Annotated in this window: 13 protein-coding genes; 7 read left to right on the forward strand and 6 right to left on the reverse strand. The window is 63.1% G+C overall.

The genetic code is table 11. The features are described 5' to 3' along the window. Positions 1-53 precede the first annotated feature (53 nt). From pcaDC to LQ788_RS04505, 5 genes are read right to left on the reverse strand one after another with little or no spacing between them, the layout of a single operon-like run. Positions 54-1,334: a bifunctional 3-oxoadipate enol-lactonase/4-carboxymuconolactone decarboxylase PcaDC gene (gene pcaDC / locus LQ788_RS19990; RefSeq protein WP_449495033.1), complete on the reverse strand. Its 1,281-nt coding sequence runs from the start codon at positions 1,332-1,334 to the stop codon at positions 54-56. A gap of 6 nt (positions 1,335-1,340) precedes the next feature. After that, positions 1,341-2,744 carry a lyase family protein gene (locus tag LQ788_RS04490; RefSeq protein WP_231445558.1) on the reverse strand — a complete coding sequence of 468 codons (1,404 nt, stop codon included), beginning with the start codon at positions 2,742-2,744 and terminating at the stop codon, positions 1,341-1,343. A 54-nt stretch (positions 2,745-2,798) separates the two neighbouring features. Beyond that, entirely contained in the window at positions 2,799-3,371 is a 573-nt protein-coding gene (pcaG, locus tag LQ788_RS04495; protein ID WP_231445559.1) for a protocatechuate 3,4-dioxygenase subunit alpha, read from the reverse strand. Continuing rightward, positions 3,364-4,164, reverse strand: a complete 801-nt coding sequence (gene pcaH / locus LQ788_RS04500) for a protocatechuate 3,4-dioxygenase subunit beta (protein ID WP_231445560.1) — start codon at positions 4,162-4,164, stop codon at positions 3,364-3,366. Before pcaH ends, pcaG begins: the two co-directional genes overlap by 8 nt. A 48-nt stretch (positions 4,165-4,212) precedes the next feature. Then, complete coding sequence (locus LQ788_RS04505; protein ID WP_231445561.1) at positions 4,213-5,397, reverse strand: 4-hydroxybenzoate 3-monooxygenase; 1,185 nt, start codon at positions 5,395-5,397, stop codon at positions 4,213-4,215. 280 nt (positions 5,398-5,677) lie between these two features. Here LQ788_RS04505 and LQ788_RS04510 point away from each other — a divergent pair, with 280 nt between their 5' ends. The 6 genes from LQ788_RS04510 (at position 5,678) to LQ788_RS04535 (ending at position 10,456) form a co-directional block, all read left to right on the forward strand. Further along, a complete protein-coding gene (locus LQ788_RS04510) occupies positions 5,678-6,733 on the forward strand; it encodes a YeeE/YedE family protein (RefSeq protein WP_231445562.1) in 1,056 nt (351 codons plus the stop codon). Next, entirely contained in the window at positions 6,730-6,954 is a 225-nt protein-coding gene (locus LQ788_RS04515; protein ID WP_231445563.1) for a sulfurtransferase TusA family protein, read from the forward strand. The genes LQ788_RS04510 and LQ788_RS04515 overlap by 4 nt, the downstream gene beginning before the upstream one ends. Before the next feature lie 250 nt (positions 6,955-7,204). Continuing rightward, positions 7,205-7,810 carry a SipW-dependent-type signal peptide-containing protein gene (locus LQ788_RS04520; RefSeq protein ID WP_231445565.1) on the forward strand — a complete coding sequence of 202 codons (606 nt, stop codon included), beginning with the start codon at positions 7,205-7,207 and terminating at the stop codon, positions 7,808-7,810. Between the two features lie 14 nt (positions 7,811-7,824). Continuing rightward, on the forward strand, positions 7,825-8,538 hold the full coding sequence (locus LQ788_RS04525) for a SipW-dependent-type signal peptide-containing protein (RefSeq protein WP_231445567.1): 714 nt from the start codon (positions 7,825-7,827) through the stop codon (positions 8,536-8,538). After that, positions 8,535-9,917 (forward strand): signal peptidase I, encoded by a 1,383-nt coding sequence (locus LQ788_RS04530; protein WP_231445568.1) that lies wholly within the window; start codon positions 8,535-8,537, stop codon positions 9,915-9,917. The genes LQ788_RS04525 and LQ788_RS04530 overlap by 4 nt, the downstream gene beginning before the upstream one ends. Continuing rightward, complete coding sequence (locus tag LQ788_RS04535) at positions 9,914-10,456, forward strand: hypothetical protein (protein WP_231445569.1); 543 nt, start codon at positions 9,914-9,916, stop codon at positions 10,454-10,456. Before LQ788_RS04530 ends, LQ788_RS04535 begins: the two co-directional genes overlap by 4 nt. On the opposite strand, the gene LQ788_RS04540 is transcribed toward LQ788_RS04535, so the two are convergent. Then, a complete protein-coding gene (locus tag LQ788_RS04540; RefSeq protein WP_231445570.1) occupies positions 10,453-11,253 on the reverse strand; it encodes a class II glutamine amidotransferase in 801 nt (266 codons plus the stop codon). The two genes, LQ788_RS04535 and LQ788_RS04540, sit on opposite strands and share 4 nt — an antisense overlap. A 101-nt stretch (positions 11,254-11,354) precedes the next feature. Here LQ788_RS04540 and LQ788_RS04545 point away from each other — a divergent pair, with 101 nt between their 5' ends. Beyond that, positions 11,355-12,578, forward strand: coding sequence for a Fic family protein (locus tag LQ788_RS04545; RefSeq protein ID WP_231445571.1), 1,224 nt, complete (start codon positions 11,355-11,357; stop codon positions 12,576-12,578). Positions 12,579-12,580: the final 2 nt, after the last annotated feature.

Consider the following 12,580-nt stretch of genomic DNA (forward strand, 5'->3'; position numbering starts at 1 on the left):
CCCCAGAGACATAATGTGACCATCCGAACAGCGTCAGCTCACACGCTGAAAGTTCAGCCCTCGTCGTCCATCTCAGCCAGCGCCTGCGAGGCCACGGAGAACGCGGTGTTCGCACTCGGCACCGAGCAGTAGATGGCCGACTGGAGGAGGACTTCCTTGATCTCGTCACGGCTGAGACCGTTGCGCACCGCAGCCTTGACGTGCATCGCGAGCTCGGCCTCGTGGCCACCGGCGATCATGGCCGTGAGCGTGATGGCTGATCGCATGCGCTTGTCCAGGCCCGGACGGGTCCAGATCTCGCCCCAGGCGTAGCGGGTGATGAGGTCCTGGAAGTCGGCGGTGAAGTCATCGACCTTGGCATTGGCCCGATCGACGTGGGCATCGGAGAGGACCTGACGGCGCACGGTCATTCCGGCCTCGCGGACCTCGTCCCGGCTGGCTTCGCGTGGCCCGGAGGCGGTCGGCAGTGTTGCCGAGTTGGCCCCCGTGGCGTCGGGATTCAGGAATTCGTGGAGCAGTCCCGCGGCGACGGCCGGTGCTTCGGCAGGTACGAGGTGGGCCGCACCCTCGATGACTTCGAGGAGGGCTCCGGAGATGCCGTTGGCGATCTCTGCGAGCTTCGTCGGAGGGGTCGGCTGATCCTCGGCTCCGGCCACAGCGAGCACCGGCAGGGTGATCTCGGCCAGGCGGGAGCGGACGTCGAAGGAGGCCAGTGCGTGGCAGAGCGCGGCATAGGAGAAGCGGTCCGCGTCCTGCAGGGAATGCAGCAGCGCGGCCGAGGCCTCTGGTTCGCGATCCATGAAGCCCTCACCGAACCAGCGCTCGGCCGAGCCGGTGACCTGCGTGGGCGTGCCCGAGGTGGCGACGACCTCGGCGCGTTCGAGCCAGCCGCTGGGCTCTCCGATCTTCGCGCCGGTGCAGAACACTGCGGCGTGGTCGAAGCGATCACCGTGGTCGAGGGCCAGCTGCAGAGCGATCGCGCCACCGATCGAGTCACCGGCCATGCTGATGCTGGCAGAGTTCGCGTCGGGGGAACCGGCCACGTCGGGCAGGACCCGGTCGATGGTGGCCAGGACCGCCTCGGCGAGGTCGCTCATCGTCAGCTGCGGATACTCTGACGTTCCCGCGGGGACGTCGACCGGTGCCGAACGGCCGTGGCCGGGCAGGTCGATGCCGATGATCGTCGTCGCTGGGTCCACCTCGCCGAGGTGGGTGGCAGCGGACTGCCAAAGCGCACCCACCGAGGTGCCCAGTGAGGGCAGGACGATGAGGACGCGCGGGTTCGCGGCGGCAGGTGCAGTTGGTGCAGCAAGAATTGTTGCGGTGAGTTCCACGTCAGGTCACTTTCTCGAGGCGAAGGGAAGGAGGCCCGGGGAGACGGGCTCGGGTCCGTTGATGGTGGCGATGATGGACTGTCGAACGTCCTCGGCGTCGCCGAGGTAGTTCTCGGGAGAGAAGAAGCCAGCCAGGTCAGGTGTCTCCTCGCCCTCGACCGGGTGCTTCTCCAGCGCCGCAGTGAGTGTGGTAACAGGGTCACCACCAGGGGTGATGATCTCCTGAACCTCGGTCTTCGACAGGCGGTCGCCGAAAGCGATGTTGAGGCGTTCGGCGAAGATGCCGGGGCTGGCGGCGTCCACGTTCTTCCGCATAGCCTCGGGGTCCACGCTCAGGCCCTCGACCATCGTCTGCAGCATGATGAGGGAGGACACCGCCAGGCCCATGAGCTCGGACAGGGCAGGCCATTCGGCGTGCCAGGCTCCGTCGGAGCGTTCCTCGATCGCCTCGGCAGCGGTCGAGGTCAATGTGGCCATGGCGCCGGGAGCGCGCATGCCGTTGCGGTGGAGCAGCACCGCCGAGGTGGGGTTGAGCTTCTGCGGCATCGCCGAGGACCCGCCGGTTGCGGCCAGGGCCAGTTCGCCGACCTCGGGGCGGGTGCCGATGAGCACATCGCGGGCGATCGAGGCCCCGACCGTCACGCATTGGGTGAGGTGGGAGGCCCAGTTGAGGACCCGGACGCGGTCGGTGTGCCAGGGCACGGGAATGCTGGTCAGCGCGGCATCGGGCCCGCGCAGCTGCACATGGAACTCACGGAGCAGCGTCTCGGTCTGAGTCCCGGCGAACTCGCGGATTGCGGCCCTGGTCCCCGCAGCTCCACCGACCTGAACGTAGTCGATGCGCGGGGTCAGGTTCTGGACCTCGTGAACTTCGGCGGCCCAGGACGCGATCTTGAGCCCGAAAGTCGTCGGCAACGCCGGTTGGGTCAGAGTGCGGGCCAGGCACACGGTGTCGGCATGGGCGTCAGAGAGGCCGACGAGCAGCTCGGCGATGACATCGAGGCGTGCATGAGTCTGACGGGCGACGCGGGCCATGAGCAGCCCGAGGGCCGAGTCCATGACGTCCTGGCTGGTCAAGCCCTTGTGCAGGGCACGGGATGCATCCTCACCGAGTCGTGAACGCACGGCTTTGAGGAAGGGAATGACCGGGTTGCCGCCGGACTCGGCATCAGCGGCCAACGTCTCCAGTTCGGCAGAGTCAGCCAAGAGCGACCTGGTGGTGGCTGCGATTCCCTCCACCGCCTCGGCGCGGGCGTCGGCGGAGATCAGCCCGGCATGAGCCTGAGCGTTGATCCATGCCGTCTCCACATCGCCGAGTGCGGACGCGAGGGCGACATCGTCGATGGCCTCGGCGCCTCTCAGGTCGCCGGGGGCGAACAGGAGGCGCGTATGGGCAACGGTGTCAGTCATTGTGTGTCCTCTCCAGCCGCAGCGGTCGCGGTTGAGTAGCCAGTGCGACCCTCCTCAGTCTTCGTGACTGGGGAACCGCAGGAACGGGGTCTCGTCCTCACCCTGCAACCGTATGTCGAAACGCAGCGATCCGTCAGCCTCACGGGTGGCGATGAGACGATTCCTGTCGGCTTCATCGAGCGAGGACAGCAGCGGATCGGCCGCCAGCGCTGTGGTGTCTTCGGGGAGATAGATTCTGGTGAAGAGCCTGTTGAGCAGCCCGCGGGCGAAGACGACAACGCTGATGAACGGGGCCTTGCCCGCCTCCGTTGCACCGGGATTGAGCGTGGAGAAGACGAAGCGTCCTTCTGGATCCACGGCGTTGCGGCCGAAGCCGGTGAAGGTGAAGCCGTCGCGGCGCAGCGATCCAGAACTGCGGGAGACGTTGCCGTTGCCATCGGGCTGCCAGATCTCGAGGATCGCATCGGGGACGGGAGCACCCGCCCCGTCGTAGACGTAGCCGTGGAGCTGCACTGCTCCGTCCTTGGCCGGGGGGACGAGTTCGTTGTCGCCGGGCCACGGCATGGCATAGCCGTAGAACGGTCCGACGGTCTGGCCGGGTGTTGCGGTGAGCTTCTGGTCAGTCATCGTCCTCTTCTTCCATCCAGGTGCGGTTGGCTCCGGTGAGCACGATGTCCCAGTTGTAGCCCATGAGGAATTCGTGCTCGGTGACGTTGTGATCGTAGGTGGCGACCAGGCGGTCACGGGCCTTCTGGTCGGTGATCGACTGGTAGATCGGGTCGAGGGCGAACAGCGGATCACTGGGGAAGTACATCTGGGTGATCATGCGCTGGGTGAACTCGGAGCCGAAGAGCGAGAAGTGGATGTGGGCCGGCCGCCACGCATTGTGGTGGTTCTTCCAGGGGTAGGGGCCCGGCTTGATCGTGGTGAACGAGTAGGAGCCGTCGTCGCCGGTCAGGGTGCGGCCGACGCCGGTGAAGTTCGGGTCGATCGGGGCCGGGTGCTGATCGCGCTTATGGATGTAGCGTCCGGCGGAGTTGGCCTGCCAGATCTCGACAAGCTGATTGCGCACCGGACGACCGTCGCCGTCGAGGACGCGGCCGGTGACCTTGATGCGTTCGCCGATCGGTTCCCCACCGGCCTGGATGGTGAGGTCAGATTCGAGGTTCGCCAGATCGCGGTGGCCGAAGGCGGGGGAGAAGAGTTCGATCGTCTCCGGGTCTGTGTGGCGGGGGTCCTTCGTCGGGTGCCGCAGGATCGAGGACCGGTAGGGCCGGTAGTCCAGGCGCGGCTGCGTCTCCGGCGGTGCTCCGGCCGCGACTGCTTCCTTGTGTTCGTTTTCGATCGTCTCGATCTCGGCAGACAGGGTCTGCTGTGACTCGGCCGCATCATCTGGGCCGGAGAGTTTCTGTGCACCCATGGTCGAACCTTTCTTCTCGGTGTGGGATGTGGTGTAGAGGTGAGTCGTTCAGCCCTTCGGCCAACCCGTGTAGCACTCGGCGAGGTAGCGCCGACCGTGCTCGGATTCGAGGATCGAATTGAGCTCGCCGAGGCTGCGCTTCGTTTCGAACGCATCCTGGTTGGGATCGGAGTGGAGCATCCGGGTCATCTGGTAGGAGAAGTTCTGCGCCTTCCACACGCGTTTCGTCGCGGTGCGCGAATACCCGGCCAGCGCCTCGGCGTCGGAGTCCTTGAGTGCCGAGATCAGCGCCGGGGCGAGCACGGACACGTCGGCGAAGGCGAGGTTGAGGCCCTTGGCTCCGGTCGGGGGAACGGTGTGGGCGCTGTCACCGGCGAGGAACAGGGAGCCGTGCTGCATCGGCTCGGTCACGGCCGAGCGGAAGGGCAGGATGTTCTTGTCGATGATCGGGCCGGTCTTGAGCGCGAAGCCGTCGGGACCGTCGACCCGGGCCTGCAGCTCTGACCAGATGCGGTCATCGGACCAGTCGGCCACCTCGGTGTCGGGGGAGGTTTGGAAGTACATGCGCTGGACGTTTTCGCTGCGCTGGGAGATCAGTGCGAAGCCGCGTTCGGAGCGGGAGTAGATGAGGACCTCGTGGCTGGGCGGGGCCTCGGTGAGGATGCCGAACCAGGCGAAGGGGTACTCGTGGAAGAAGCGCTGTTTCGTGTCTGCTGGGATCATCGATCGGCAGGGTCCACGGGAGCCATCGGAGCCGACGACATAGCGGGCGCTGATCTTCAGCTCCTCACCGTCTTCGGTCGTCGCACTCACCCAGGGGTGTTCGGTTTCGACGTCGCCGATCGCAGTGTCGGTGACCGAGTAGAAGGTGGGGCGTCCGGTGCGCTCGCGGGCGGCGGAGAGATCGACGAAGATCTCGTTCTGCGGGTAGAGCCACACGGATTCGCCGATGAGGCTCGGGAAGTCGAAGGAGTGGCTGACGCCGTCGACGCGGATGTCGATGCCGTCGTGGCGATGACCCTCCGTATGCACACGCGATTCGATGCCCTCGGCCTCGAGCATGCGCACGGAACCGGCTTCGAGGATGCCTGCCCGGTGAGTGTGGGCGATGTCGTCGCGGCTGCGATTGTCGATGACGACGGAATCGATCCCTGCATTGTGCAGTGTGTGGGCGAGCAGCAGCCCGGCCGGACCTGCTCCGACGATCGCGACGTCGGTCTGAAATTCTGGCACCTGGGCCTCCTTGCCTTATTCGTCCTCTCAGTGTGCGCCCAGTCACTGACACAAGGCGAGGATGTTATCAATGAATGAGATTAAGTGATCGTCGCGCCGCGGATTGACGGGGATTGCGGCGGAGATGTTGACGATCGGTCAGATTGTTGAGCACAATATGGGATGTTGTGTTCGTGATGTGCGGATAGGGCGTTCTTTGCGGCCCACCAATATGATTTTTGGCTCAACACATGCACGAATCGTCACGGCAGTCAGCTGCCTACAAGCAGAAAGCTCATGAATGATCATCACCGGCCTGATCGTCGGCCTGGCACTCGGATTCGTCCTCCAGCGAGGACGCTTCTGCGTGACCGGAGCCTTCCGCGATCTCACTCTGACCGGGAACACACGATGGTTCTCGGCACTCATCCTCCTCATCGCCGTGCACTCGATCGGGCTGTTCCTGCTCAACGGTCTCGGCGTCATCACCTTGGAGGCCTCGCCGTTCCCGTGGCTGGCCTCGATCATCGGCGGCCTCATCTTCGGCTTCGCCATGGTGCTCGCCGGCGGATGTGCCACCGGCACCTACTACCGAGCCGGTGAAGGCCTGGTCGGCAGCTGGTTCGCACTGATCTTCTATGCGCTGACATCTGCGGTGATGAAGAACGGACCGCTCACCTCGGTGACGGAGGGACTGCGCTCGATCACAATCGAGAGCGGCACACTCCAGGCTTCGACGGGGCTGAGCCCGTGGGTCTTCGTCGCGATCATCTCGGCCGTGGCCATCGCCGTCACCGTGCATCACAACAAGAAGACCGCCACCCCCGTCGCGACCCTGCCGCCTCTGAAGAAGGGCCTGGCCCACATCCTCACGGAGAAGCGCTGGAACCCGTTCGCCACTGCCGTGGTCATCGGCGTCATCGCCACGATCGCGTGGCCGCTCTCGGCTGCGACCGGACGCAACTCCGGCCTGGGCATCACGACACCGTCGGCGAACCTGACCACCTTCCTGGGCACCGGCGATGCTTCGCTTGTCGACTGGGGCGTCATGCTCGTCATCGGCATTCTCATCGGCTCGTTCATCGCGGCCAAGGCCTCCGGCGAGTTCCGGATCCGGGTCCCCGATCAGGCGACCGTAGTCAAATCCGTCTTCGGTGGAATCGGCATGGGCGTCGGCGCCGCAATCGCCGGCGGCTGCACGGTCGGCAACGCCATGGTCTCGACCGCACAGTTCGAATACCAGGGGTGGGTCGCAACATTCTTCATGATCGTCGGCGCAGGAGTTGCCGCGAAGTTCACCATCAAGTCAGGAGCGCGGACAGGTGTCGCGCAGCCCGCAGAAAGCAGGAGTGTATGAAACAGGTATTGGAAACAAACGGTCTTGTCTGCCCCTTCCCCTTGGTTGAGGCCAAGGATGCGATCGGCGGAATGGACAACGGCGATGAGCTCGTCATCAACTTCGATTGCACTCAGGCCACCGAAGCAATTCCTCAGTGGGCAGCCGAGAACGGCTATCCCGTGACCCACTTCGATCGCACCGGCGATGCCAGCTGGACGATCACAGTACAGAAGGGCTGAACGGCCACAGACCTCCCCTCGCTTACCCGAGCTTCCCCGTTGCAATGGCGGCCCTGCGTATTCGCAGGGCCGCCGTTGTTACTGCGTAGTTTAGTTTTCGCGTAATTCTCCTGAATGTTCTCTAGAGTTCTCTCTGTGCCTGAAAGCACAGATGTGATATATGGCTTTACTTGAAAAGTAATATTACGATAATGATGTAGTCACCATTTCTGGTGTTTTGTGCACGCACGTGCCTTTTCAAGGAGTCAGAATGACGCAGTCGACGACGCGCTCACGCAAGTTCAAGGCCATCCTCGCCGGTGGCATCGTCCTCGGAGTCGGAGCTGCGGTGACGCTGGCAGCCTGGACGGACAACGAATGGGCCGAGGGAACCTTCGGCGCCGGTTCCTTCAATGTGCAGGGAAGCACCGATGGCTCCACCTTCACAGACCACGAGAGCACCGACGGCGCTGCATCGTTGAGCTTCGACCTCGCCGGTGGCGACAACCTCACTCCCGGTGACACCACAGCGGCCCCCTTCGTCCTTCGCCTCGACGGCGAAACCTCCTACGACGCGAGCGTCGTGCTCGAAAACGCTACGGGAGGCGGCGACAACCCGGCAGCGCTGACCTACGAGATCGTCACCGTGGCCAATGCTGGCGCCTGCAGCGCAGATGCGACCGGCACCTCGATCGTCCCCGCTGGCACAGCACTCGGTTCCACTGCCGGTGCTCAGGGCTTCGACCTCACGGCAGGTGCCGATGCGACTGAGGGTGCACCTGTCACGCTGTGCTTCAAGGTCACAGCCGATGACACCCTGGATCAGGGCCAGAACACGAACGCCCAGTGGCAGTTCACCGCCACCTCGGCTGAGTAATCACACCAACCTTCGTGCGTTTTCCGGTGGGTCCATTGCGCGGCCCCGATCCGTCCGAGCGGGTCTCTGTCGAGACCCGCTCAGACAGTCGACGGCAGATGCGCAACCGCCGCATCAAGGCTGTCCTCGCTGGAGGCTTGGTCTTCGGTATCGGCTCAGCAGCAACCCTGGCGGCCTGGACCGACACCGAGGAAGCTTCGGGTTCCTTCAAAGCCGGTACGTTCAACATCGAACTGGCTGTCGACGGCTCCTGGAGCAGTAACACGGATATGACCTTTGACGCGTCCGGGATGTACCCGGGCTCAAAGGTCTACGCTCCGGTGTTCGTGCGGACGACGCCGGACACCACAATGGACGGCGAGCTGGCGGTTTCCAGTGCCGGTGCGACCGGTGACGCCGGTGGCATTGCCGAGTCTCTTGAATATCGCGCGGTGACATCGTCGCTCACTCCAGGCGCTGAGTCGTCCTTTTCCTGCAGCGAGAATTCATTTTCAGGTTCGTCCACTTATGTCTACGGCGGCGCTTCAACAACGGTGCCCCTAGCGTCCAATGCCACCGGTGCCGGCAAACAAGCAATCAAGCCGAACGCCGGCGACGTGAGGGCCTACTGCTTCGAAGTCACTCTGCCCACAGAGTCTCCGAACACCGCTCAGGGATCATCTGCGGCGAACACCTGGACCTTCGACGCCGAGTCCATCGAGACTTCCAACGACGCTGGGGCATCATGATAGCCCAGAAGCGAACGCCCAGGTCGCGCACGTCAGGCAAGACGGGCCTGGCCTCGTGGCTCGGCGGAGCACTGCTCAACATCTTCGCCGCCCTGGGTGTCGTGTGCATCGTTCTCGTCATCCTCAGCTTCGTCTTCAACGTGTCGATCATGATGTTCCGCACCGGATCGATGAGCCCGACGATCACCGCCGGCTCAATCGCCTTCGTCCACGAGATCCCGGCCGAGGAGATGGAAGTCGGAGACATCATCACCGCCGACCGTGGTGAGAAGGTTCTGCCGGTGACGCACCGCGTGACATCGATTCTGGATACCGATGCTCAGTCCGGTGTGGTCACCTTCGAGATGAAGGGCGACGCCAACGAGGCGAAGGACCCAGAGCCCTACACCGCGGACACCGTGCGACGGGTCATGTTCTCGATTCCGGGAGTGGCCCCGACCATTCAGCAGTTCCGCGATCCCTTCGTGCTTGGCGGAATCACGATCGCAGCGTCTCTGCTCGTCGTCTGGGCCTTCTGGCCACGACGTGAGGAAGAAGAGGACAGTGATGAAAACGCCGAGGCGGGTGACAGCACTCCCAACGAGGCCGCGGCCTCGATGCTCGAAGAATCCCAATCAGCTGTAACCCGCTCACCGAAGCACGCCCTCGCCCTCCCCGTCGCAGCGCTGTTGTTGGCAACGAGCAGTGGCCCATTCCCAGCAATCGACCCAGCGTCCTCGATGATCGCGGCTGCTTCCACCACCGCCAGCGACACCGCCACAACCAACACCGCCGCCGAGGCGCGCGGCCAGTACCTGCGCATGCGTGCCGTCGGTGACGAGTCGAGAATGCTCAATCTCAGCCCCGGTGCCTCAGCGGACTGGACAGTCGACGTCTGGGCTGATGCCCCGGAACCAGGGACAGTGGAGTTGGAGATCGGTTCTGGGCAACTGACAGAAGCGATCGCCAACGAACTGCTCGTTGATGTCCGGGCTTGCGAAGAGATCGTGTCGATGAACAAGTGCGCCGGCGGCGGTGAAGAACTGATCCACCAAACCCCACTCAGTGAGCTCGGCGCAGATCCCGAGAATAATCGGCCGCTCCTCGACATGCCCAGTGACGAGAAGCGCCGAGTGCAAGTGACTGTCACCCTGGCCCAAAGCGCCGACGCCGAGGCAGTCTCCGGCCAGCGAAGCAGTGTGCGACTGACAGCGATCGGCCAAGGAGAAGAAGTCTCGCTGGGTCCTGGCGACCCGGGAACCCCTGGCGATCCCGACGCCCCCGGTGACCTCCCACGAACTGGCATCGAAGGCTGGCTGTGGATTCTGCTTGCCGCCTGCGCACTCATCGCAGCAGGATCAGTCGTCGTCGCACGAACACGAAGTCGGAGGAAATCATGACTCAGCCCCCTAGGCATCAGCTGCTTCGCAGTCGGCGAATCCGTGTCCTCATCACCGGGCTCTTCCTCATTGTGCTCGTGCTTGGACTCTCGGGCGTGCGTTCGACGATGGCTGGGTGGACTGACTCACAAGAGGCCGCAGGGTCGTTCGAGGCCGCGACGATCCCAGGGCCAACCTTAACCAAATCCTGCGAATACAAGAGTGGCGTATTGGGTTTGGGCGCCCGGGTTGTAGTGCATTGGCGGCTGCCGGCGGGCTATCAACTCGATGACATCGTCGTTGAAGCTTCCACCAAGGGTCTTGGGTCTTTATTGGCTCCAATTACTGGATTCACTCTTTCAGAGAACACCACCTCCACTGGCAACGGCACATATAAAACAGAGGTGCCTACCAATCTCCTCGGCGGACTGCTTGGCCTCGGAGACGAACTGGAAATCGCGTTCTTTGCCGAGCATGAAAGCGGCTGGCGGTCAAAACCCACCTCCGTTGCGAGCAACGCTGGACTTCTCGGGATAGGAAACTGCCGCAACCTGACTTAGACCCCCACCACAGTCTCCGCCCCATCCGCCACGGTCAGCCGCATCGCCGTATTCTGCTCGATGAGGTTCCAGCCCTTATGGTCCAGGCCCGAAGACGACACGATCATCGCACCGTCGTCGAAGTGCTGCCAGCTCATCCGGTAGTAGTGGTCCTTATGGTCCAGCGGCAGCTCACCGCCCGTGCCCGAGGTGTCGAAGCTCTGATAGGGAATCGCCGTTCCCGCGGTCGCGTGGACGACGACCATCTCTTCGGCGCTGAGGACGAGCAGGTTGATCCCCGGATGGTCGAAGTCTGCCCGCAGCATCCGCACGGTCGCGACCGTTGCATCGAACAGTGTCTCGCCCTCATCCACGCGTCGAAGAATGAGTGCAAAGATGATGGCACTGTCTGTGGTCCCGCCGATGCGCTCCACCTCGGCGGTCGTGACATATTCGCGCAGTCGTTCGATCGGATGCACGGAACCGTTGTGAGCAAGAGCAATGTCTGCAGCCAGGAACGGGTGAGTGTTCTCCTCGTGCACGTCCATCCCCGCTGTCGCCATCCGCAGGTGGAAGATTCGACCGATGCTCGTCTCCGCATCAAGTGCATCCGTCAACTGTGGATCATCGGCACCTTCACGTGGTCTACGGAAGCGCTTGACCACCTCGGCGTCGGTGGGATCAGTACTGATCCACGCGGTGCCCCACCCGTCGTCGTGCAATCTGCCCAAATCTTGCCATTGCCGGCATTCGTCGGTGCCGATGAGGTCCGCTGCGCTCGCCGGAGTGGGGGAGATGTAGCCGAGAAGTCTGCACATGGTTCCAGGCTACGTCCGGTGGATACATCGACTGCGAAGTGTGAATTGGTTAGACTGTAACTAACAGATAGTTGATTAAGTGTTAGTAAGGAGCTCGCGCAATGACGGTTATCGAGGTCCCGGTACCCTCGCTGGATAGTGAGGAACTGAGTTGGTCACCAGTCAATCCGGACATGTTCAGCCGTCGAGAGGTTCAGCGCCAGACCGGTATCTATCGTGCCGCCTTAGTGCCGGAGATCGCTGCGTGGGAGGTGCATCTTCCGGCTGACATGCATGCTGACGTCGACGATGCCACCGGAGCTTTGGCGCGGGTCGACGGATTCGCAGCAGGAAAACTGGGTGCAGGTGATCGCATCGGCAGCCCTATGCCGGCCATTCTGCTGCGGACCGAGAGTGCATCCAGCTCACAAATCGAGCAGCTGACAACATCGGCTCTTCAGCTTGCACTTGCCGCCATTGACGAGACGACGAAAGCCAATGCCACAACCGTTCTGGGCAACGTGCATGCCATGGAGACTGCGATCGGAGTGTCGGGTGAGATTTCGCTCCAGTCGATTCTCGACATGCACAGGGCTCTGCTGAAGAGTGATCGGATGATGGCTTCCGAAGCAGGACGGTTCCGTGAGCAGCAAGTGTGGATCGGACCGGGAGGAAGCGGGCCGCTGCTCGCCGATTTTGTACCGCCGGCGCACCCTCGGATTCCTTCTGCCATGGAAGATCTCGTCGAATTCATCGCGCGAGAAGATCTTCCCGTGCTAGTACAGGCTGCCGTCGCACATGCGCAGTTCGAGACCATTCACCCGTTTGCAGACGGTAATGGCAGAACCGGCCGAGCTCTGGTGCACGCAATTCTCAAGGAGAAGGGGCTCGTCACCACTTCGGTGATACCGATCTCAGCAGGACTGCTCACAGACATCGGTGCGTACTTCGCCGCGCTCGGTGCATTTCGCTCCGGTGATGCAGGGCCGATTATTGCTCAGTTCACGCGTGCCGCACGGTTTGCCAGCCATGCGGGCAGACAGCTCATGGACGAGTTGCTCACCGTGCTGCAGGAGATGAAGCAGGCGCTGGCAGGGGTCAGGCGCGACTCTGCGTCATGGACATTGCTGCCCACACTGATTGCACAGCCAGTGGTCAATCTCAGCTTCGTCGCTGCCGCACTGGGGACAAGCCAGGTGACTGCGTTGCGTGCGATCGACACGTTGGTCGATCGCGGCATTCTTATCGAGGAAACAGGACGCAGAAGGAACCGTGTCTGGCGCCAACCAGGTGTGCTCAGCGTTCTCGACGACTTCGCGGACAGTGCGCGACGAAGCGGGCGGTGATT

Source organism: Brevibacterium zhoupengii (assembly GCF_021117425.1).
GTDB lineage: Bacteria > Actinomycetota > Actinomycetes > Actinomycetales > Brevibacteriaceae > Brevibacterium > Brevibacterium zhoupengii.